Origin of the sequence: Pseudoalteromonas sp. S16_S37 (genome assembly GCF_014694405.1) — a bacterium.
Lineage (GTDB): Bacteria > Pseudomonadota > Gammaproteobacteria > Enterobacterales > Alteromonadaceae > Pseudoalteromonas.
This window is the reverse complement of the sequence record NZ_JAAUWV010000001.1, coordinates 109,136-134,409: the sequence shown is the minus strand read 5'-3', so window position 1 is coordinate 134,409 and position 25,274 is coordinate 109,136. Positions and strand designations below refer to the sequence as shown.

General features: G+C 45.1%; 7 protein-coding genes. 4 read left to right on the top strand and 3 right to left on the bottom strand.

The genetic code is table 11. The annotated features are described in order from the left end of the window. Both HC733_RS00580 and HC733_RS00575 read right to left on the bottom strand, forming a co-directional pair. The gene (locus HC733_RS00580; RefSeq protein ID WP_190363120.1) at positions 1 to 5,034 is read right to left on the bottom strand and encodes a non-ribosomal peptide synthetase; all 5,034 of its coding nucleotides are present in this window, start codon (positions 5,032 to 5,034) and stop codon (positions 1 to 3) included. 60 nt (positions 5,035 to 5,094) lie between these two features. Continuing rightward, positions 5,095 to 17,586: a non-ribosomal peptide synthetase gene (locus HC733_RS00575; RefSeq protein WP_190363119.1), complete on the bottom strand. Its 12,492-nt coding sequence runs from the start codon at positions 17,584 to 17,586 to the stop codon at positions 5,095 to 5,097. Between the two features lie 694 nt (positions 17,587 to 18,280). Between HC733_RS00575 and HC733_RS00570 the strand changes: the two genes are divergently transcribed. The 4 genes from HC733_RS00570 to HC733_RS00555 all read left to right on the top strand — a co-directional run bounded on the left by HC733_RS00570 (position 18,281) and on the right by HC733_RS00555 (position 24,041). Continuing rightward, positions 18,281 to 19,033 (top strand): MipA/OmpV family protein, encoded by a 753-nt coding sequence (locus HC733_RS00570; RefSeq protein WP_190363118.1) that lies wholly within the window; start codon positions 18,281 to 18,283, stop codon positions 19,031 to 19,033. Positions 19,034 to 19,349: 316 nt separating this feature from the next. Then, positions 19,350 to 19,787 carry a DUF2141 domain-containing protein gene (locus HC733_RS00565; protein WP_190363117.1) on the top strand — a complete coding sequence of 146 codons (438 nt, stop codon included), beginning with the start codon at positions 19,350 to 19,352 and terminating at the stop codon, positions 19,785 to 19,787. A gap of 19 nt (positions 19,788 to 19,806) precedes the next feature. Further along, the gene (locus HC733_RS00560; RefSeq protein WP_190363116.1) at positions 19,807 to 20,919 is read left to right on the top strand and encodes an efflux RND transporter periplasmic adaptor subunit; all 1,113 of its coding nucleotides are present in this window, start codon (positions 19,807 to 19,809) and stop codon (positions 20,917 to 20,919) included. Further along, complete coding sequence (locus tag HC733_RS00555; protein ID WP_190363115.1) at positions 20,916 to 24,041, top strand: efflux RND transporter permease subunit; 3,126 nt, start codon at positions 20,916 to 20,918, stop codon at positions 24,039 to 24,041. Before HC733_RS00560 ends, HC733_RS00555 begins: the two co-directional genes overlap by 4 nt. Positions 24,042 to 24,081: 40 nt before the next feature. Here the strand turns inward: HC733_RS00555 and HC733_RS00550 are convergent, their stop codons facing one another. Next, positions 24,082 to 24,852 (bottom strand): SDR family oxidoreductase, encoded by a 771-nt coding sequence (locus HC733_RS00550; protein WP_190363114.1) that lies wholly within the window; start codon positions 24,850 to 24,852, stop codon positions 24,082 to 24,084. Positions 24,853 to 25,274: the final 422 nt, after the last annotated feature.

Below are 25,274 nucleotides of genomic sequence, written 5' to 3'. Positions count from 1 at the left end.
TTATGCCCTTTTACCTTGTCGGTTTCTCAGCTTGAGCATTCTTGCTCTCGCATCTTGTTTATTTTTTGCCTTGTCACTGTCAGCTTGCGCAGTAGCTTGCCCTGTCCCGCAAATAAACTGGCAAAAGCGTTCAATCGACGGGTAATTAATTAAATCAAGCGTGGTAATTGCTTTGAGTGCCACGGTGCTTTCATCACTCATAGGCCCCTGCTCTGGTAGTGCTTTGAGCTTTGTGAGCAAGGGTAAGAACAACAGCGAGTGACCACCTGCATCAAAGAAGTTATCGGTATCACTTACCTGCGCTTGCAATAATTCATGCCAAACGCGACGAACCCCCTCAAGCAATGCTTGCTCAATAGGCTCCCCGTTTTGCTCCGCTGCATGTTGCTCCGCTTGCTCAGTAACTGACTCTTGCATTGAGGCACTGTCTAATTGCGCTAAATCACTGGCTGTAACTGTTGCTAAACGCTGGGTAATCGCAACAGCGCTGTGACCAAATTCTTGATGCTGTGCATGGGCGTTGTCAGCCATTTGCGCAAATACCGCCATGTATAACTCGCCCAGCGCCACCACTTGCTCACGTGTTAGCAGGTCGTTGTCGTAGTCCAACTGCAATGACACGTCATTGGCTTTTAGACCTGACGACAGTGTTAAGTGTTGGAAATGCACTGTCAGGGCAAAGTTGGTGCCTTCATGAACTTGGTCGGTACGCAGGTTATTTTTCACTGTTAACCCTAATTCAGGGCACAGCGCCTCATATACGTGGAAGTCCATGTAATTAAATAACACATCTTCTAGCAGTGCGGTTTCTCGGCCGACTAAGCGCTGCACTTCTGCCAGTGGGAAGCGACGATGTGGAATAAGGTCACACTCAAGCGCAAAGGTATCTTGAATGAGGGCTTGCCAAGTGCCGTCTTTTAACTTTTGTCTAAACGGTAATGTATTGATAAATAGACCATACTGTTTATCACCACCCTTACCTTCATAACGGCCATTGGTCGGTATACCCGTTAGTACATCGTGTTGTGAGCTGACCAAGCTCATCACCTTAATGTGACCTGCTAATAACACACTCTTCAAAGGTACATTGGCTTGTTTCATCAAGGCTTTTAAGCCGTTGTAAATGTTATCTTCAATTCGCAGGTGTACCGCACGCAATTGCTTTGATTGACACATCGCATCACTTTGCAGCGGCAATGCCAGTGGCTCAAAATCAGCCAAATAATTTGTCCAAAAATCGATGCTTTGCGGGTTATTGATGGTCGCCTTTTCGGTAGCCACAAAGTCTGCATAACGCCAGTTTAACTGTGGCAATGCAGTGGGCGCACGACGGCCCATTTTTTCGGCATAAAGGTTAAACACATCAACAATCAGCGAGTGGTAGCTCCATCCATCAAAAATCGGGTGGCATTCCGTCATGGTAAACTGGAAGCTTGTGGCACTGCGATGCTGAATAAAAAAGCGCAGCAACGTAGGTTTAGTTAAATCAAATGGTGAGGCTTTTTCTTGTTCAATCAGTGCCATCACTTGCGCTTCTTGCTGTGACTCATCCAGCGACGTGATATCAGAAAACTCCACAGGCAACAGCGCATGGGCATGCACACATTGAATGGGTTGATACTCATTGTGTAGGTCAAATCCTGTGCGCAAAATTTCGTGATGAGCCACCAACTCTTGCACCGCTTCATAAAACAGTGCTTCGTTGAGCTTATGGTCCAAGCAAATGTGCGAGGTACCCGTACAGTGATAGATATTCGACTCTGGCGCCAACATCATATGGTAGAACATACCTGCCTGCATGCCGCTCAAAGGATAAGCATCAATGACATCTTCAGGTAGTTGCGCGCGCTGCTCCTCGCTTATCATGCTAAAAGCTGGAACATCTTTTACAACGCCCATAGAGTCTGCATCGTGTTGGCTTAGATATTCAGCGAGCGCTTTGATGGTTTGGGTCTTAAAAATTTGCTCTAGTGGTAAAGAAATCCCTTGTTGCTCTAACAACTCATTCACTTGCACCGCACGTAATGAGTCACCTCCCAGTGCAAAGAAGTTATCGTTGACGCTAACGCTATCAACGTTCAGTACTTGTTGCCAAATTTTTGCAATACCTACTTCTATGGCACTACTTGGTGCAACAAACTCTTGCGTGAGGGTGCTTCTATCTACTTTAGGCTCAGGCAATGCGCGGCGGTCAATTTTGCCATTAATGGTTAGTGGAAATGCCGTTAACGGCATAAAAATGGCGGGGATCATATACTCAGGCAAGGTCTTGGCAAGTTGTTCTCGCAACGCTTGCACGCTAAGCGCATCACAGACAACATAAGCCACCAATTGCGCACCTTGCTGCGGCGCTTCGTGTGCTAACACTAAAGCCTCTTTGATGCCGTTGCAGGCTAATAACGCGTTTTCAATCTCCCCTAATTCAATCCTAAAACCACGGATCTTTACTTGGTGATCGGCACGCCCTTGGTAAATTAGTTCACCTTGGTTATCTACTTTCACTAAATCCCCAGAGCGATAAAGTGTTGGCTGCGCGTCATTAAATGGGTTGTTAAGAAAACGCTCTGCGCTCAACTGTGCACGGTTATGATAACCATCAGCAACGCCGTCTCCAGATACAAACAGCTCGCCAGTCATGCCATCTGGCACAGGTTGTAACCACGGGTCTAATACGTACATAGATAAATCTGGAATAGCTTCACCAATTGGCGCCGCAATACGCCCTTTTAATAGCTCAGCCGACAGCTCTTGGTAAGTGACATGCACTGTGGTTTCAGTGATGCCATACATGTTGATAAGCTTTGGTTGCTGCTGCGAGTATTGCTCAAACCAACGTGATACCGAGGGAATATCCAGCGCTTCGCCACCAAAAATGACGTAGCGTAAGCTATAGGGCTTACCTATTGCGGCGTATTGTTTAAATGCCGACGGTGTTTGATTCAATACCGTGATCTGATACTTTTCGACCCACTGTGCAAACACGTCTGGTGCACGAGTCACCTCTTTGGGGATCACCACCAATTTTGCACCGTATAACAATGCGCCCCACATTTCCCAAACCGAAAAGTCAAACACGCATGAGTGAAATAAGCTCCATACATCTTGGCTGTTAAACTCAAACCAATGATCGGTGGCACTAAAGAGTCTCAACACGTTGTGGTGTGTTGTTTTCACGCCTTTTGGTTTACCCGTAGAGCCCGAGGTATAAATCATATAAGCTTGATCAGTGCGCTCTATGTGGCAATTTAAATTGCTGTCATCGTTGCTTGCTATCTGCTGCGCATGGGTATCTAAACAAACCAGTTGTAAGTTACGCTGCGCAAATAAAGCAAGGCTGTCTTGATTGCCGATAACCACATCCACATTGGCATCATCTAAAATATATTCCAGTCTTTGCTGGCCCGCACTTGGGTCAATTGGCACGTAAGCCGCGCCGACTTTTAACACCGCTAAAATCGCCACCATGGTATTTACGCTTGGCGATAAACAAATCGCCACTTTCGACCCTAATCCTAATTGTGGCTGTACGTTAAGCAGATGACGAGCTAGTTGGTTAGCATTTACATTGAGCTGCTGATAAGTTAGCGTGCGCTCACCATCAACAATTGCTTCGTTATTTTCAAAGCGCGCCACCATCTGCTCAAAGCCTTCGCAAATGCTGTTAAACGGTGATGAATAATCACCAGAAGTGGATGCATATCGCGCAAGCTGAGCATTTTTCGCTTCTTCATCAAGTAAAGGCAATTGATACAAAGGCAAATTAGGCGCGGCAATAATAGAGGCTAATAACTGCGTGTATGCCGCAGCAATACGCTCAATGCTTTGCACTTCAAACAACTCTGTGCTGTATTCCAAGGCCATGGAAACAGCATCGATATTGTCTTCAAGCGATAAAGTCAGGTCAAATTTGCTGGTATCGTTGTGCAACTGCCAGCTGCTTACTCCCAGATCAGACATCTGCTCGTCAGCGTCACCATCATGGCGATAGTAGGCGAACATCAATTGGAAAAATGGCGAGGTATCTAGGCTTCTTTCGCCATATATATCACTGACTAACTTGGCAAATGGTAACTGTTGGTATTCCCAAGCATCAAGCACGGTATTTTTAACTTGCTCTAAATAAGCACTAAAACTTTGCGACATATCGCACTGAGTACGATAAACCACGGTATTAACAAAATAGCCGATGATCGGCTCAAGCTCTGCCATATCACGACCAGCAACTGGTGAGCCTACGGTGATGTCTTCTTGGCGAGTGTAACGACTGATCAGCACCTTAAACGCGCTTAAATAGATATTAAATGCACTTGTTTGCTGCTGTTGTGCTAGGGTATTTACCCCTTGCACTAACTGCTTAGGCAAGGCTATTTCTAATTGCTTACCCTGAAAACTCGGCTGCGCTGGGCGCACTTTATCTGCAGGAAAAGTACAAGGTGTGACATTTGCCAGCTGTTCACGCCAATAAGCCAATTGCTGCTGCGCCTGTTGCTCTGCCAATTGCTCAATTTGCCACTCAGCAAAGTCGCCATATTGCAGCTCAAGCTCTTCTAATTGTGGTGTAATTCCTTGCGCTAATTGCTGATAATTTTGCCATAACTGGCGCTTAAAAATGTCAGCCGACCAGCCATCGGTGATGATATGGTGGAAAATAAATAGGAGCTTGTCTTGCTCAGGCTGAACTAAGCGAATAACACGAAATAATGGCGCCTGAGATAAACTAAATGTCTCGCGAGTTAAGCGTCGCACTAACTGCGTTTGTTCACTTTGCACACACTCCAGCTGCTCAATATGCCAATCAAGTTCGGGCAAAATGTACTGTTTTACCTCGCCTTGCTGAAACTTAAATACCGTACGCAAAGATTCTTGCTGCTGCACAATCAGTGATACAGCTTGTTCTATTAAGTCATTGCGTATCGACTTATTTATACAAAATCCCTGACAGACATGATTATGCCCTGTGCCCGAGAAAAGAGTTTCACTTAGCCACATACCTTGCTGGGCCATTGAAACTGGAAAAGAAAGTTGTTCAGTCATTGTGTTATCCTCATCACCGCTACGTTAAGCGCAAACTTGTTTATTATCCTTGTTTCGTCTTTATTGACGTTTTCTACGTGAACTTATACGAATATTCGATGTGCTCACTTTCGGTGCTTTATCTATTGCACCAGCCAAAGCACTGAGCGTAGGCATTCTCAAAAACGCCGACAGAGGTACTTTAACTTTGAATTCTTTTTGTACTCGAGCCAGTATCTGACTCGCCTTGAGCGAATGCCCCCCTAAATCAAAGAAACTGCTCTGTTGACCAACTTGCTGAACTTGCAGCTGTTCACGCCAAATTTGAGCGAGTTTCTTTTCGGTGTGCGTACTAGGTTCCAAAAAGGTGACTGGTTGCTCTACTGCTAAAGCCAATAGTGCTTTGCGATCTACTTTCCCATTTGCTGTCAGTGGCAACTGCGAGACGTGCTGCCACACATCTGGGTGCATAAAATCAGGTAAGGTGTTTGCCAGCTCATCTTGAAGGCTGGTCTGCAATGCAGACCAGTCTGTAACGCTGTCTTGCGCAACCACAAAGGCAATAATGCGAGTCCGAGCATGTGCTTGTGTGCTATCGCCTTGACTTAGTACCACAGCGACGTGGGCAACATCCTTATGGCTAAGAATGTTCTGCTCAATGTCACTGAGCTCAACACGGTGTCCGCGCACTTTGACTTGTTCATCACTACGACCGCGATAATGCAATCGTCCAGTGTGATCAAAGTAGGCTCTATCCCCAGTTTTATAGAGGGTTTCACCCGCCTTAAACGGATGCAGCACAAATTTTTCAGCCGTTAATTGTGGTTGGTTAACATAACCTTGGGCAAGGCCCATCCCCCCAATATACAGCTCGCCTTCTGCGCCAATGGGTAATAACGCTAAGTATTCATCCAGCACATACAGCTGGGTATTTTGAATTGCGCTACCAATTGGTACATCGGCTAATTGCTCAGCCTCTGGCACTGAGTAAATACAGCAGCCGACCGTGGCTTCAGTTGGTCCATATTCATTGATAATGCGGGCATTATCCGCAAGCCAAGGCTGACATGTTGCGCGGTGCAGCGCTTCACCGCCCACCACTAGGGTGTGAATATTGGCTTTAAAATCGTGGCCTAAATCTTGGTGTATTAGGTCTAAGTGAGCTGGGGTTAATTTAGCTAAACAAAAACTGCCAGCTTGAATCCCTTTTGCTAACTCAATCAGCTGGGTGTCTTGGCTAAATAGCTGCACTTGCGCACCACAAGCAATTGGCACCAACAAACTGGTTACCGTTGCATCAAAGCTAATTGATGTGGTTACAGGCACCTTACCACCAACAGGGTAGTGGTACGCTCGCTGACAATGAGTGACGTAGTTAACCAATGCGCCGTGGCTTATGGCAACGCCTTTCGGTTGACCCGTCGACCCCGAAGTATAGATCGCATAGCAAGGGGATTTATGCGATAAATGTGGCCATACTTCGGGGCGCGGGACTGGTTGCTGTATCAGTTCATCCACTTGATACGCTGATACATCAATGTGTTGTAGCCAATCGGCTTGTGTGTCATCACTTAGCAGCACACGTGCTTGCGCTTGTTTAAGCATGTATTGTTTGCGCTGTGCAGGGTAATTTGGCTCAATAGGGATATAAGCGGCTCCAGCGCGCAGCAGCGCGATGATGGCAACCAATAAGTCGCTATGAGCTTGATAACAAACACCTACATATTCACCCGCAACAATCCCTTTGGCGATTAATGTTGCTGCTAATTGCTCACTGCGAAGCGCCAACTGCGCATACGTCAGCTCGCCGTTAGGTGCTGATACCGCGCTCTGCTGCGGATACTTCGCAACCATATTATCGAATAAGCTCACAAAGTCTTGCGCTGGAAGGGGGATGGTTTCACCTTGCCAGTCATTGAGCAAACGCGCTTGTTGCTGCGCTGGCACGGTATTGATATGTGCCAGTGGTGTGTTTAGCTGCGAGGCTGTCAACTGCTGTAATGCGGTCTCTAATTGAGCGATTAAGCCTTGCAACGGCTCATGACCCGCTGCGCTTGGACTATGGTAGTTGAACTTAATTTTTAACCCTTGCTGCTCACTAATCACTAAAGTGAGTGGGGTTTCTGTTTTCTCAATTGCAAAATCAAATACAAAGTGGCTAGGTGTACGCTCATGCGGGTAGTTTTCAAACACCACTAAGCTGTCAAATAAACGGCTGTCGGCACTGAGGCCAGCAATAACTTTAAGCTCGCCAAGTTCAGCCGCTTGGCTTTGCACCTGCCCCATTTGCTGCTGAATATGAGCTAACCATTCACCGAGCTGTGTTTGACCTTGATAATCAATTGGTAATGGTAGCGTTTCAATAAACAAGCCTATCGACTGCTGCAATTGTCCGCGCTCAGGCTGACGACCTGCATGAGTCACCCCAAAACATACTTTTGCATGGCCTTGTTGACGCTGTAAAACTAATGCCCAAGCCCCTTGCAACACGGTATTAATCGACACATTGGCACTGCGTGCCAGAGCTTTTAACGCATTGGTTTCAAGCTGTGAAAGCTGCAAGTACTCACTGATGTAGTGACCAACTTCGCCCTCTGCTTGCTGCATAACAGACAACGTATCTAGCGGTAGTTTACTATGCGCAAAATCGGCCAGCTGCGAGCGCCAAAATGGTGCCACAATGGTGAAGTCATTCTTTTGCGCAACTAAATCGTAGTTGGCCTTAGCTATGGGTTTGTTATTAAGCAAGTCAGTAAACTGTGCCAGCAGTAAGCTCACCGACCAGCCGTCCAAAATGCCATGGTGATGTACCAACAGCATCTTGATTTGCTCGCCTTGCTCAAGCCAATAAACTCTGTGCAGAGGCGCTTGCTCTAAGGCAAAGCCCAGCTCCTTGTCAGCATCGAGTAGTGCCTGTAGTTGTTCATCATTGTCAATTTTCAGTGCTTGCCAAGCAGCTTGCGCATGGGCATCAACCACCAACAGCGGTTCATCGGTCAAGGTACTAACAAACCTTGCTCTGAGCATTGGGTGGGTATCGACCAGCTGCTGCCAACAGTGTTGATAATGACTTTGCTCATGAGGCTTAGCCTGCGGTAAATCAAAACACAATTGCTCGTGATAAAAATGGCCTTGCTCATTGTGCTGACTATGGAAAACCATGGCCTGTTGCATGCTATTTGCGCTTAGCACTCGCTCTATTGGTTGCTGCTCACTCAATTGTGCTAATTGTGCGGCACTGATGTTCGCTTGCGGGTCACATATTGATAAAAACGCAGTGCTTTGGTTTTGCTGTAGCAACACCAGCAACGCATTTAAGTTAGACTCAAAACAGTTTGCTAACTCTTTCACCCGCTGTGCACTGTCACCATGCGCCGCATGCGACCAATATAACTTTAACCCTTTGTCAGTGGCTTCAACATCCAAGGTTAATGCAAAGCCACGACGGTTTTGCGCGCCAGTTTGATAAGGTAGTAATAGCTCAGGGTCAAGCGCTAACACCTGTTTGTTGTTACTTGTTGATGCTTTACCTAAGAAGTTAAGACACACATGCGCCTGCTCTAACACGGTTTTATCAATTGCACGGTCAACGCTGGCTAACTGCGTTGCTGACATAACCTGCTGTCGGCTGGCATGTAGGGTATCTAACAAGCGCCCCGATGTTTGCACAAACAGCGGATTAAAGTGCGTAAACCACCCTACGGTGCGACTGACATCCAATGCATCAACGCCGCGACCATGATTTTCACTGACAATCAGTACCCGCTCTATCTCGGCCCACTCGCGTACGGCTTGCGCCATGGCACTGACCAATAACACTTGCTGAGCATGCTGTGCAAGTACACTGTCATTCAGTTCTTGGTATAAATCAAATTGCAGTGTTTGAGTAAAGACTTGGGTGTCTCCCGCTAAAAGAAGCGTATTCATGCCATCATCGTATAACGGCAAACGTGCAATACTGCTTTTTGACACCTTAGCCATCGTCGCAACACTGTGCGTATTGCACCACTGCGCCCAATTTCCGTAGCCACAGGTGACTGCTGCTAGCTGCACCGACTCCCCAGCTAGCAACTGCTGATAAGCACGATTTAAGTCGTCGATGATGATTTGCCAAGAAACATGGTCCACCGCACCGTGGTGCATCACCCACAGCAAACGTAGTTGGTTATCGGCTAACACAAATTGGCGCAATAACCATGGCTGCTGTGTTAAATCTAAGCTGCTTTGTTGTATTTTGAGCCACGCATCAAATTCGTCATGGCTAAGGCTCACAGGCTCACTTAATTGTAGCGCTGCCAACGCTGGAGCTATTTCAGCTCGCCATTGCTGCTGCGTCTGAGATAGCTTAAAGCGCAGCATGCCGTGGTGATTGATCACACTCAGTAACGCTTGTTGTAACATTGCCAAATCGCAGTTATCAGGTAACGTCACTATACGTGATTGATTCAGGTGGTTAATTTGTGGTGCGTTGTATTCAATTGCCCACTGCAAAATAGGGGTTAAGGCAAACTCCCCCTCTTGTTGCGTAACTTGCTGCTGCGTTTCTAACGACACCACTGCCGCTAATTGCGAAATGCTTTGATGCGTTAGCATCATTCTCGGGGTGATCTTAAGCCCTTGCTCACGCGCTTTGAAGATGATCTGCAAGCTAACAATAGAGTCGCCGCCCAAAGCAAAAAAGTTATCATTGACCGAAATGCGCTCGAGCTTTAACACCTCTTGCCAAATTGCTCGCAAAGTCTCTATTACAGGAGAAGTGTGCTCATCTTCAGTTGTGTTGTTATTGTTTGGTTCGATTGCCAGCAGTGCAGCGCGGTCCACTTTAGCGTTGTGAGTCAACGGCATCGCTGCCAATTCAAACAATTGCGCAGGGATCATATACTGTGGCAACGCATCGCTTAATTTTGCACGCAACTGCTGCTGAGAAATCGCGTCGCTGCACACATAATAAAGCGCTAACACCTTATTGCCTTGGGCATTGTCTTTAATCAAGGCTATCGCATCGCTCACTACATCAATGCTAAGGGCACAGGCTTCTACATCCGATAGCTCTATACGATTGCCCGCTAATTTCACTTGGTTGTCTTTACGCCCTAAGTAAACCAATTGGCCCGCATCGTTATACCTAACTAAGTCGCCACTTTGATAAATCTTTCTGGTGTTATCAAAAGGATGGTCACTGAACTTTTCAGCGGTTACTTCGGGCATATTTACATAGCCATGGGCCAAGCTAAATCCAGCAATATATAGCTCACCAATCACCCCACAAGGCACCAGATTATGGTCTTTATCGAGTACCAACAGTTCAGTCCCCGCAATCGCTTGACCGATTGGCACAGGGCCGGTGTCATTACATCGCTTAGGTGCAAAGTGATAGATACCACAGCCAACCGTGGCCTCCGTTGGGCCATACTCATTAAATACCACCACATCGGTGTCACGCCATGATTCAAGCGCACCATAATGCAGCGCATCCCCGCCAATAATAAGGTGCGCTGCATTATCTAAGTGCTCAGCAGACACATGCTGGCGTAACACATCTAAATGTGCAGGAGCGATTTTTACTGCGCCATAATGGCGCTGGCTAAATAATTCACATAGTGACTCTAGCGGCTTTGAAGGCTCAACGATGTAAAGAGGACGACCCGTTAACCACGGCAAAAATAAACTCGTAACCGTTGCATCAAAGCCCACCGAACTGTGAAAGATCATGCCGCCTTCGAGCGATGCAGGTAAGTAAGTCGACGTCGCAAACGCTAAGTAATGCGCCAAACTGGATAAGCCAACTTCCACCCCTTTTGGCTTACCGGTAGAACCTGAGGTATAAATAATGTACGCCGCCTGTGCGCACTTTGCGATTTGAAAATCTTGACTGTAGTGCTGCCAAGGTAACGAGCTTTGGTCAACAGCTACCCAAGGGGTGCACTCATCTAAGGCAAAATCGGCTGCGCTTTGTCTATCCGTCAAAATCATATCAGGCTTGGCATCAGCAATAATATGGGCAACACGTGCAGCGGGATAACTTGGGTCAACGGGGATATAACACCAGCCCGCTTTTATTGCGGCCATAATGCTTATCACCAACATCGGGCTGTGTTTTTGCAATATTAAACAGCGCGGTTGATGAGCCTTATTACATGCTTGTTCTTGCAACCAATTAGCCAGTTGTCCACTTTGCTGCTTGGCCTGAGCATAACTGAGCTGTACATCACCTTGTGATAAAGCCAATTGAGTAGCGTGTTGCAGCTCGGCATGTTGTAGCTGCTCAACGAGCCAAGTTGCAGGCAAAGCCTGCTGCTGGGCGATAAAACTGGGCTGCTGATAAGTGTGTGCATTAATTGCTACCTCACTGAGCGCTGTCGTATTGCTATCAAGCTTACTTAAATTCACCAAAAACAGGTGCCATGCAGCTTGTATCTGCTGCATATGTTGCTCACTTACGCGTGCGCTATCATATTCCCACTTGCAGTTTGCGCCGTATGCTTGGTCGCTTGCCTCAACAAACAGCGTTAATGGGAACTTAGCCTGCTGACTATCAAGCGCTAAGCTCTGAGTATGTATATTTGGTAACGTCTGCTGCCTTGAGCTTTCTTTATAAACAAACATCACCTCTGGGGCTTTGTCACCGCCCCATCCAAGGGCATCAACCACCTCATCAAAAGGGATTTGTCCATGACGGGTGGCATCTAAAAAGCGTTTGCGAGTTTGGCTGATAAGCTGACTAAGCGTTTGTTTACCATCACATTGCTGCCTTAGCGCAAGGGTATTTAAGCGCAAACCCACATAGTCTTCTTGCGTTGATAAGCCTAATATTGGCAGTAATAAGGTAATATCTTGCTGCGCGCCACAATAGCGATATAAAAACCCATAGAATAAGCCAAACCAGCAATTAAATTCAGAACATTGCAGCTGCTTTGCAAGCGCACTCACCCACGTTTGAACAACTTCATCAACTTGCTGCTGAACGATGCTCACTTGCGCAGCGCTGTGAGTTTTATTAGCAATCGGTAAATTCAATTGTGCTTGAGCATCGCTTAGCTGTGATAGCCAAAAATCAAGGCTGTTTTGCCAAGCCACAGAGCCACGGTTTTGCTGCTGCCAAAGTGCATGCTTGATGATTTGATAATCAACAGTGTCTTGCTGTATTGCTAATTCATCATAATTTACATCGCACAGTTGCAAATAGATTTGCTGCCAATCACTTCGAAAACGCGCCAATGCCTCTTGGTCGAGCATGATATGGTGGCATGCTAAAATGACCGCGTGATGCGCGCAGTTATCGGTGATAAAAGTAAGCTGAAGTGGCACCCCATCGCTTAGGTTCCACACTTGCGTTCGCGCTTTATCGCTAAACTGTTGGCAAAAATCAAAAAATAGTTCTGACTGAGCCGAGTAATCGATTTGCTTAAGCAGCAGTGCATTATCAACAACACGTTGCTCTAAACCCGCGCTTGATTGTCTAAATTCACAGCGCAACCCGCCATGGCGTTTAAGTGTTAACTCTAATGCCTTATAGAGCTTATCGGTTTGCAGTTCACCAGTCAGAAAGTCGCAAAATGCCAAGTTATAGCTAATCGCCTGTTCATCTAGTTGCTGCAAATAATACAAACGCTGCTGCGAGGCAGTCATGGGATACCAAGTTTGACTTTCAATTTGCAGCTTGCCGTGATTGGCTTCCTCTGGCTTATCTTGTAACAGCTGGGTGATGTGCAGCGCCAGCTCACCCACCGTTGGGTATCTAAATAACTCACTGACCCCTAAATCAACGGCAAATGCTTTGCTTAATACCCGCATCATCGACACGGCCAACAATGAGTTGCCACCTAAGCTAAAGAAGTTATCACTTTGTGTTATGTGCTCTACGGCTAAAAAGTCTTGCCACACACAGGCTACTTGGCCTGCTACTTCATCATCACCATCAAAGTCGTACGTTTGCGCACTTTGCACTTGCGGCTCAGGCAGCGCTTTTACGTTTATTTTATTGTTTGGTAAACGCGGAAAGTCTTCCATTGCCACAAAGCGGTCTGGTTGCATATAGCTCGGCAGCTGCTTGGCTAAGTAGCCACGTAGCGTTTTTTCATCGAATGTATGTTGCCCAATACTCACATAAGCCACCAGCAAAGGGACTGACTCCAAGTGTTTTACAATCACTTTGGCATCAATAATGTGGGCATCTTGTCTGAGCACGGTTTCTATTTCGCTGGGTTCTATGCGATAGCCTCGCACTTTAACCTGCTCGTCTATGCGCCCTAAAAACTCCAACTGACCATGCTGATTGAGTCGTACCAAGTCACCCGTGCGATACATTTTGGCGTGTTTATCTGCGGTAAATGGGTCGGCAACAAATTTTTCTGCTGTTAGCTCTGGGCGGTTTAAATAGCCTTTGGCAACGCCAATTCCGCCAACATATAACTCACCGGGTAAACCTTGTGGTCGCAGCTGTTGTGCGCTGTCTAAAATCCAAGTTTGCACATTGGGAAGTGGATGACCTATATGAACCAACTCATCATCCCACTGCAGCTCGGCGTTACTGGCACTTACCGATGCCTCGGTTGGTCCGTATGAATTGACAAAACGGCGACCTTTACCCCATAACCTCAATAAATCGATGGCACAGGCTTCACCGGCGGTAATGATCACGCTTAAATCTGGATACTCTTGATAAGGCAAGGCCGCTAAAGACGATGCAGGCAAAGTCACATGAGTAATACGCTGCTCAAGTAACGTTTTGGCCAAGTCAGGCCCGGGTAAAATAGCCAGTTTATCCGCCATTACCAACACGCCGCCCGAACACAGCGTCATTACGATTTCCCAGATAGAGGTATCAAAGCTAAATGAAGCAAACTGCAGCACTTTACTGCCTGGTTTCATATCGAGAAATTCAACTTCGCCATAGGCTAAGTTACATACCCCAATGTGAGGGACTTCCACCCCTTTAGGTTTACCCGTGGAGCCAGAAGTATAAATAATGTAAGCCACATCTTGGCCGGTATGCTCTGCTTGATAGCTAGGTAACTCTGCCAATTCATCCAAACATAATGGGGCGCTTGCACCGTGCTCATAAATAGCACTGTTGTTATCAAAAACTAAGCAACGTACGTCCATCGCTTGATATTGCTCAAGCACTTGCGGTTCACATAACAAAAAGCGCATTTGCGTGTCTGCAATGATAAATTCTCGGCGCTGCGCGGGGTAATCAGGGTCAAGCGGCACATATACCGCGCCTAATTTTAATATTGCGTAAAAGCCCACCACCAGCTCAATTGAGCGCGAGATACTTAATCCCACTCGGGTGTTAGGTCGCACGCCCAGTTGATAAAGTTGCTTAGCCCACGACAAGGCTCGCGCCTCTAGCTCTTCATAGCTGATGGTCTGTGATTGATAGGTCACTGCACCAAGTGTTGGTGTTGCCAAAGCTTGCGCCTTAATCATGCCATCTATGGTATGAATTTTTGGCATTTGGCCACTGACTCTAGCCAACTCATGAAGCCGCTGTTGCTGGCACTCATCTAACACACTCAACTGTGATAATGGCGCATTGGGCTGTGCCACAATCGACTCAAGCAATTGCTTGAAGTGAGCAACAATGTGAGCCGCCTGATACGCATCAAACGCAATAGCACCATACTCAAACAAGCCTTTTAGTTGCGTGCCATGCAACCACATATCTGCACTTAAGCTATAGCGTGCTATTTTGCTGTCGATGCGCTCTAAGCCTGCTGTACTATAAACAACGGGCAAGGTATTTTCGTGATAAGCAAATAAGCTTTGAAAAACAGGATGAAAACCAAGTGTGCCCTGTAAGTTTAAGTCACACACCATATTGGCAAATGGGTAGATACCATAATGAATAGCAGTTTGAATATCTTGCGATACGTGCGCCAGCAGCTCACTAAATGGCTGCTGCATATCAAACTCAGTCACAATGGGCAGCGGATTAATATTAAAGCGCGTCTGCTGAGCACTCGTAACCTTAAATGGTAAGCCGGTGATAATTTGTGACTGGCAGGAATATTTGAATAAAAACACCTGAAAAGCGCTGAACAGTACGCTATTTATTGATACTTGCTGCTGCTTTGCTAGGCCCAGCAAAGACTTGGTTAGTTGCTCAGAAAGCTCAAACGAGTGCAAACCACCACTAAAAGGCATGGTGTTATATTGCATGCCCGTTAAGTCAAGCTCAGTATTTACCCCAGCTAACTTTTGCTGCCAGTAGTTTTGCGCACTGTTATAATCAGCCAGCAATTGGCGATTGTCTTGTTGCGCAGGCGCTTCAATAGGCGCTGTTTGGTGATAAAGCGCTAACAAGTTCTCAAATATAAGCGCAAACTTATCGGCATCCATCAGCAAATGGTGCGCACAGATGGCCAGTTGCCAATGTGATTGGCTTTGTACCACCATCACTTTAAGTAGCGGGCCGTTTTCTAAGTCAAACAACGCTGCAGCCCACTGCTCTAACGCTTGCTTGGCATCCACTAGCTGCTCTACTTGCAAGCTGGTTAAGCTAGGGCATTGTCCGCTGCGCCATTGCAAATTATCTAAATCGATGGCCTGTGATAACCCTTCGTTTTCGCTGAGATTTGCTAATGCCAGTGAAAGCCTTTCAACGTCTACGTTGCCCGCGAAGGTTATTGCATAAGGCATATTGTACAGTGGCTGCTGCGGGTAAAGCTGCTGAGTAAACACCAGCCCTTTTTGCGCCAATGTCAGCGAGTTTGCATCAACAAGCTCAGTACTTTGCTGCTGCGCAGGTGTATCTGCATACTGACTATACAAGGCTAACAAATGCGCCGGTGTTGGCTGTTTGGCAAACTCAAAGTACGGTATCGCAACACCCGTTTGCAATTTAAGCTGAGCAAGTAAAGAGACGAGCTGCAGCGAAGAGCCGCCCAAGGCAAATGCAGAGGCAGCTGCACAAAAGTGTGCATCTGTAAAAACTGACTGCCAAAGCGCTGTGATTGTTTGCGCTATTGGCAGCTCTGATGGCCATGATATCGCGCTGTCATCGCTTGGTATTGATGCCAGCTGTACTACATCACTTAGCTGCACATCGCCTTTTGCAAAGTTAAGTAATAACATGCGGTCCGATTTACCGTTTGGTAATAACTCAAAACGTGCATGCTGGAAGACTTTACTCGGGATCATATAAACGGGTAATTGCTCTGCCAATTGGCGATGCAACTGTTCCAATTCAAGTGTTTGAGGTGCAATTAAATGCGCGCAAATATGGTGAACACCTTGTGCATTTTGATGATATGTCACAACCGCTTTATCAACTTCAGCAAGGCGCTCATACGCAAGCTCAATTTCAGCTAACTCAACGCGCTGACCGTTAATTTTTATTTGCTTATCAAGGCGCCCCAAAATTACCAAATCGCCCTGACTATTCAGCTCGCCTTGGTCGCCCGTTGCATAGTCACACTGCTGTGAAGAGTCACTAAAAGCTATCGCCTTTAATTGCTCTGCTTCCCAATAGCCTGCTGAACAATACTCAGTGCTAATGACCACTTCACCACGACTCTGCGTTTCATTTTCTTGCTCGTTTTGTTTAAGCAAAAATGCGCTATCAGCTATTGGCTTACCCACCGGAATTGTTGCGCCCAGCGCTTTAAGTTCTGTTAATGACAGCTTAGGTACTGGGTAACAAAAGCGCGCTAAGGTTGTTTCCGTTGGGCCATACAAGTTATACAGGGTTAGTTGTTCAGGGGCTTGTGCATAAATACTGGCAGCCAGCTCAGGGCGCAGCTTTTCACCTGCCAGCATCAGCGCGCGAATATGAGAAAACGCCTCCACAATACTGCGCTTGGGTTGTCCAAGCCATAGCTCAACAATCGAAGGCACTTGGTGAACTAGGGTCACTTTTGAATCAGCTAAAAACTTTAGTGTTGCCTGAGGGTCGAGCAAAATATCAGCATGCGTAGGAATAACCAATGTTGCCCCGTTACACAAAGGCAATAAGGTGTCTCGCAGTACCGGGTCAAAGCCAACCGAGGTGAGCATGCTGGCCTTGTCTTGTTCCCCTACCTGTACAAAATCTGATTGCCAACGAATAAAATGTGCTAGCGAATCTGTGCGCCCTAAAATTCCTTTTGGCTCACCTGTTGAACCCGAGGTAAAGTAAAGATAGCCCGCCTGATGAGCGTTTTGCCCTGTTAACTCTTCGCTTGTTTGAGCATCAAAAGCCGTATCGTTGATGAGTAAAGTATTAGCTATATCTGATAAGCAACTGACGGTGTGTTTGTCACATAACACAAGATTAGGTTGCGCTTGGCGTAAAATAAGCTCAATGCGCTTTGCTGGCCATTTAGGGTCTATTGGAATAAAAATATGCCCAGCTTTTTGAGTCATCAACAAACTGGCTACCCACAATGGTGATTTATCTAGGTAAACGGCAATGCGTACAGGCTGTGCCGTTGCGTGGCCTTGACTAGCGAGCTGTTGCGACACCTGTTGCTGCAAACTTGCAACCGCTTGGCTAAGTTGATCGTAAGAATATCTTAACGAACCGTATTCTATCGCCGTATTTGAGCGATACTGATTGGCAACTAAAGCGAAGTCATGCCATACATTCATTGTTCCAATTCCCTAAACTTTTTGTAAAAGCGCGCAGCGCGATTGCATATATCTTGTTTGACATATGATCATTAAAACTAAGCTGTATTTACCGCTCTAAACTCAACTAGATTGGCGTTAGCTAATTCACAGCACCATGAGCATTGTTATTGTACAAAGCTAAATGTACCCAAATAAAAAACACCCACACATCTCGTTCCCCAAATGTTTAAAATTGTTAAAATCTTTAAAAAGGCAATTTAACAATTTAAAAAACAATAGGTTGCTCTATTTTTGTTGCATAAAAAATAACAAATTTCATACTTCAACATGCTTTAAAAAAATATGACAAAAATCATAAAACCCTTTCAAAGCCATGAAAAATAAGATGTTTACCTTTATTGGGTATACATATCATATACTCAGCTGTTTAAAGAAACTACAGGTCCTTACAATCGCTTACTGAATTGTATTTTGGCACTGAGTATCTTAGGTCCCGTAAATACAACTGATGCTCATATGCTCAAATGTAAACAGCGTTTTCGCACACTTTACCAACGAGCGTTCATCCAATGTATTGCATTACAACAGCACGCCAATTTTCATTTTTGAAGGAAATCAGTGCTGTGAACGAACAGCTCAAGCAACTTAAAGCGTGGGCTTAGTTCAGCAACTATCTCTGTGAACACAGCTAAGATTGAAAAGGAAATACGAAATGAAAAAGCATTTGTACACGCTGACATTAACATCGGCGCTTTTATTAGGGGCCACTGGTACAGCACAAGCGCAAGGTAATTTTGGCATTGGCTTGGGGCTATTTAATGGCTCAACTGAATATAAAGACATCGACACCGAAGTTTATTTGCTACCGGTGCTAATGTACGAAGGTGAAAGCTTCAGCTTATCGCCTACTCGCGGCGAATTTCATTTGCCAATCAGCAGCAATATGTGGGTAAGCGCAATTGGCGCACTCAGACTACAAGGCTATGATGCTGATGATAACGCTACATTTAAAGGCATGGACGACAGAGACATCGGCTTTGATTTGGGCGCAAGTATCAATTTTTACAATGAAGAAATTGGTTTCTTGTCGTTGGAGTGGCTTGCTGACGTAACTGGCACTTCAGAGGGTAACGAGGTGTCTGCGATTTGGGCATACCCAATTGAAGGCAAAGCACTCACCATCACACCCAGTGTTTTCTGGCGCTGGCAAAGTGACGACTTAATCAACTACTACTATGGTGTTAAAACAAAAGAAGTAACGGCAACACGTGCTGCCTATACACCTGATGCAGCCTCTACCTTTGGTGCTGCACTCTCTTTAGATTACAAGCTAACAGCTAGCGTAACGCTATTTAGCGAGATCAGTGCCTACTCACTGGATGATGAAGTAAAAAATAGCCCGCTGATAGATAATGACAAAGACATGGGTTATGGCGCATCAATTGGCTTTGTATACAGTTTCTAATATCTCACTCCATTAGATATAAGCAGGAGAAAGTACACGTGTTATCGCTTTCTCCTTTATTCGCATATATTCAATACCCAGCACACCATACTCTGCATTAAATTATCAGTAGCAGTGTTTTTTTTGACTAATAAAAAATACTAAAAACAACCAAATCCCTCAGACTTACAACTAGTTAAAACCATAAACCCACAGTATTTTTTGATTACAAAAGCCTTTACAAAGGCTTACTGACCCGCATGTTATTAGCCCGTATTATGCTCATCTATAAAAGCATAAATTTGTCTTTGAATTTACCATAAACAAGGAGAGAACCATGTTGATTCGAACTACCCTACTTTGTGCCATGTTATTACCCGCATTGGCATCAGCCAACCCAACACCAGAACAAGAAGGTGTTCTTGAGGTTGTTGTTAATTCAGCAAAAAATGATGATGGCGAAATACAAGTCACATTAATGAACAATGCCGCCCAGTTTGACTCAAAAGAAACCCCTATTGCGGTATGTAGACAAACTATAGATAAGTTAAAGGCGCTGTGTAAGTTCGACAAACTGCAGCACGGCGAATATGCCATTTTTGCTTACCACGACGAAAATAAAAACAAAGAGCTAGACGAAAACTTTTTGGGTGCCCCAAAAGAAAAGCTCGCTGTAAGCGGCGTTGACTTAGCACAAAATCAGTCGCCCACCTTTGTACAAAGCAAATTCACGTTTAACAGTCAGTTAGCGCAAGTATTTATTAATTTACAGTAGAAGATGATTGGAGCTTGCTATGAAGCGTATATTTTCGAGTTTACGAGTAAGACAAGCGATTGCCACGGTATTCGCATTGTTTATTTTACTAGTGGTGTTAGATGAGCTAGAAAAGGCGGAGCAAGCTAACGTCATGTCACCTGCGACTAACTCAGAACCGAGTCTACACGTAGCTTCTGTGGTTGAGATTAAACCCATTTCGCAATTACCCAGCTTAATGCGCTTGGGTTATGTTGAGCCACTGAAGATCACCGAGGTGATGAGTGATGTATCTGGGCGTATTATCTCGGTAACAGACTCTTTTCGTAAGGGTCAACTACTTGATAAGAACAGCCCTTTACTTCATGTTGACCCATTACCATACGAAGTGGCACTGGCTAATGCACAGTCGCAGTTGCTAGAGGCCAAAACGAATTTAAAAAACGCACAAACTCAGTACGACGCCAACAGCTTGGTGGTTAAGTCGGCGCAAAGTCAGCTAAAACTTGCTGAACTACAAGTTAAGCAAGCCGAAGTTGATTTAAAACGCACAATTATAGCACTGCCATTTGAAGGTGAGCTGGTGCAAATAAAAACCAATCTAGGTGAGTATGTTGCAGCGGGCACCAGTGTGGCATCAGCATTACCTAAAGCAACACGTGAAATTCGTGTTCCTATTAATATCGAAGAGTTCGATGACTTAGAACAGCCTTTACTAAGCAAACAAGTTGAGGTGTTTAGTTTAAACAAACTAAAAAGTTGGCATGGCAAGGTGACTGGGGTCAGTCACTTTAGTGAAAACCAACAACGTACCTTGTATGTAAGTATCGACAGTGAACACAACAGCTTGCCAATGTTTGGTGAAAACGTTTATGTGCAACTTCCGCATAAAAATTGGCAGTTCACCTACTCAGCACCAGAATCAGCATTGACAGAAAAATACGAAATTTGGCTAATCGACGAGCAAAATAAAGCGTATCGTCACAAGTTAAAAGAATTTACCATCAATGATGGCATGGTGTATTTCCCCATGCAAAACACGCAATTTAAGCGCGTTGTAGAATTTCCTAGAAGTTACTTAAGTCAAGGTATGCAACTCGCCGTAAAAGACTCTGCTCCTAACGATTCGATTCAGAGCAAGGAGGCGTTATGATCCAGTGGTTTATCCGCCATCCGATTGCCTCTAACTTATTAATGATGTTTTTGTTGCTGGGCGGCTTGCTCAGCGCCAACAACATGCGTAAAGAGATTGTTCCCAAGTTGCCTTCAAACCAACTGATTATTTCAACCTATTATGAAGGTAAAACGGCCGATCAGGTTGACCGAGAAATCGGCCAAAAAATTGACCGCGCGCTTGAAGGGATCAGTGGCATAAAGTCAATCAACAGTGTTGCAGGACAAAACAGTCTGACTGTTACCATTGTTAAGCAACTTGATTATGATATGAACCGTTTAATGGCGGATGTAAAGTCAAGTATCGATAGTATTTACGACTGGCCAGTGCTGGCTGAGCGCCCGCAAATTTACCAAGAAACGCTGGTGTTTGACGCCTTGCTGGTACAGCTTCATGGTGACACCGACCCAGATAGCATGATTAAAGTAGGTGAGGCGGTAAAACAAAAGCTACTAAGCTACCCTGCTATTCAAAAAATTGAAGAATATGGCGCGCATTCTTATGCCGTTTATATTCAAATTGACCCATACAAAATGCGCCAATATGGACTGAGCTTTGACCATATTTCAGAGGCAATTGCCAAACAATCGGTGCGTGCTAAAAGTGGTATTTTAAAAACGCCGAATGGTAAATATTTGCTCTACTCTGATCACGTTGCTGAAACTGAAAAAATGCTTTCCGACTTGGTGGTCAGCGTAACTGAGCAGGGCCACATTATTTATTTATCTGATGTTGCTGATATTAAAGACGACATCACCGAGCATGACTCAAATGTAACTTTTAATAATAAGCCGACCATGGGCTTTGCAGTTAAAATGTCTGCCACCAGCGATGTGCTTGAGATCTCAGAGCAAACAAAACTCGCCGTGGAGGAGATCAAAGCAACCCTACCTAGTAACTTAGACATCACTATTTGGTTTAACGCCGCCAACTACGTTCAAGAGCGATTAGACTTGTTACAAAACAATGCGATACAAGGGTTTGTTCTGGTCTTTATAATTTTGACGTTGTTTTTGAATATGCGCTTGGCTTTTTGGGTTGCCATGGGCTTGCCAGTGGCAATCGCGGGTACTTTTATTGTGTTAGGCGAGCTTGGCTTTCAATACACCATTAACGAAGTAACCACCTTTGGTTTTATTCTGGTGCTGGGTATTTTAGTTGATGACGCCGTTGTGGTAGGTGAGAGTATTTACAGTTACAAAGAAAAACATGGCGCCTCAATTGAGTCAACCATCAAGGGCACCGAGCGCGTTGCTATTCCAACTATTTTTGGGGTATTGACGACGGTTGCCGCCCTTTTACCGATGACCCGTTTTCCGTCTGAAACCGGGCGTTTATTTGCCGGCTTTGCATGGGTTGTGATCATTGCCTTATTGTTTTCACTGCTTGAGTCAAAATTTATTCTACCTGCCCATTTACGTTCTTTAAAGTTTGATAACGATGCAAAGTCATTCACTAGAAAGCTCACCGTTTACCCGCGCAAATTGCTCGAGTTGTTTGCCCATAAACTGTATCGCCCAGTGCTGGATGCATGTTTAAGATACCGCTACGTATGCTTGATAGGCTTTTTTACACTGGTGTTAGGCATTTTAGGAAGCTTGCAAAATGGTTCTATTCGCAGCGTGATGTTCCCTGATGTGCCCAGTGATTTGATCATTCTTGAGCTAAATTTAGAGCAAAACGTTCCAGTGTCGTTGCTACAAAAAGCCGAACAACAAGTCAAAGCCGTTAGAGCGCGTATTAATGAGCAATACAAGCAGCAGTACCAGCTAAGCGGTGATATTATTGAAAAAGCAATGACGGTAACGTTTGAGCAAGGCAACATACTGGTATTTGCTGAGCCGATACAGCGCAGTGAACGCGCCAATATCAACCTAAAACAAGTGGCAAACCAATGGCGCAAAGAACTACTGAACGTTGAAGCACTGCAAAGTGTTGAGGTAACTGTCTCATTAGAAGGCACAGGGGCTGGTACTTATATTCGCCTCAGTCATCCTGATCTGAGCGTGCTTAATGAGATCAGTGACTACACCAAACAGTGGTTAGCACGCCAAGAAGGCGTGAACAATGTGCTTGAAGAAAACTTATCGTCTATGCCGCAGCTCACCTTTACGCTAAAACCTGAAGCACAATTGTTTGGTATTACTCATCGTATGCTCTCTGAGCAACTGGCGACAGCATATGGCGGATTGGAGCTTGACCGCTTTTATCGTGATGAGCATCGCGTAAAAATGTATTTAACACTGCATCAGCAACTACGTGACTCACGCTCCGATCTCAACTCGCTGTATATTTATAACGAGCAAGGGCAGCCAATTCCACTGTCAGCGGTAGCGAATGTTGAAACCACCACGGTCAATAACACCCTAACTCGCTTTAATGGTGAACTGACCCGCTCGTTAAAAATTGACGTTGATAAAAGCGTGCTGTCACCAGAGCAACTCTATACCGAGTTAGAGTCAGTGTTTGCAAGCCATGTGCAGTCTCAGTATCCAGGTGCGGGCCTAAAACGCGCGGGAGAGCTTGAGCAAAACGTTGAGTCAACCAAAGGTTTAGGGGTTGCCTTTATCGTAGCAATCGCGCTGATTTATGTACTACTGGCCATTCCATTAAAACGCTACGGCCAGCCTTTATTGATTGTATTTTCGGTGCCTTTTGGCCTTGTGGGAGCAATACTAGGACACGTGTGGTTAGGCTTAAGTGTTAGCCTTTACTCATGGCTAGGTATGCTCACGCTCTCTGGGGTTGTGGTGAACGACAGCTTATTAATCGTCAATCGATACAATCAGCTTTGCCATGAACTAGACAGTAAAGTAGATGCGGTAAGACAAGCTTGCTTAGACCGTTTTAGGGCTATTTTCTTAACCACCATCACTACCTTTGCGGGGTTATTGCCGCTTCTGAATGAAACCTCAGAGCAAGCGCAATACTTGATCCCCGCTGCGGTATCACTGGCTTACGGGTTATTATTTGCAACGGCAATTTGCTTGGTGCTGATGCCTACGCTGTTGATTATTTCCTCTGATATAAAAGCGTTTGTATCTATGCGGGAGTTCTCATTTGCCAAGGCTCATCAAACTAACAAAGCAAAAGCATTATAGTTAAAACAGATCGGGTAAGGTTGTCTTACCCGATACCACGTTATTTCATTTCATCTACGCTTTTACTCATTTCCTTTAAAATCAGATTAGGGAAAAAGCGGCCCATAAACTTCAGTAAACTTGCCTGACCTGGTGTTATTTCATAGCTGTTTTTTGACAAGCCCTTCATAAAATCGCTAACCAAAGCTTGCACCGTCATCGGCTTACTGCCTTGTAAATCAGCATCAGTAAACTCATCTAGTAACTCGGTTTTCGTGCCAGGAGGGGCTAACTCAAACACCTTTATACCCGTGTTTTTTAACTGCGCTCGTAAAGACAAAGTATAAAAATGAAGCGCTGATTTGGTGGCACTATACACAGGTGCAACAGGCATAGGTACAAACGCCAAAGCCGATGACACATTAACAATAGCGGCATTGGGGTTTTGCTTAAGCAATGGCAAAAATGTATCTACCATCCAAATAGGCCCTTTCACGTTAATATCTATCTCTTTGGTGAGTGCTTGCAGATCATCACCTTGAGCCTGCAGGTTAATCTTTTTCATCACCCCTGCATTATTAATCAGCATATTCAGCGTGGGATATTGCTTTGCCACCTCACTGTATAGATTACGAATATCGTCAATATTGCTGACATCACTTTTTATGGTGATAACCTCTTTGAGTTCTTTGCGTACTTGTTGCAACTGCTGCTCATTACGACCCGTAATAATCACGGTATTATTACCAAGTGCTAAAAAAGCTTTGGCTATTTCAAGCCCAATACCGCGGCTGCCCCCGGTAATTAAAATGGTGTTACTAGTTAATTTCATCGCCTTATTCCTTTATTTTTTGCTTAGCCCAGCATATATCACCTTGATGTGATTAAGCTATGTACATTAGACGTCATAAACGTATTAGGAATTCGTCGGTGAGAGAAGCCGTTTTAACACCCCCCAAGGGATTTTAACTACGCTTTTGAAAATACCCCAGCGTTTGCCTGATTGGGTAAATAGACAGAGCGGCAATTGCGACGATGTTACATATCCAGCCGCCAAAGACATATACCATCCCTAATTCATGATAATCAAAATAACCTCTGGCGATTAATTGCATGAACAAAAACGATTCACATGTGAAAATCATGTACATACAAATACGAGCTGTTTTTGAAAACAAACATCCTCGCAACCGATGGAGGGTATACAATGTAAGTTTGTACACAAACAAATACCCTATCATACCTGCATAAAAA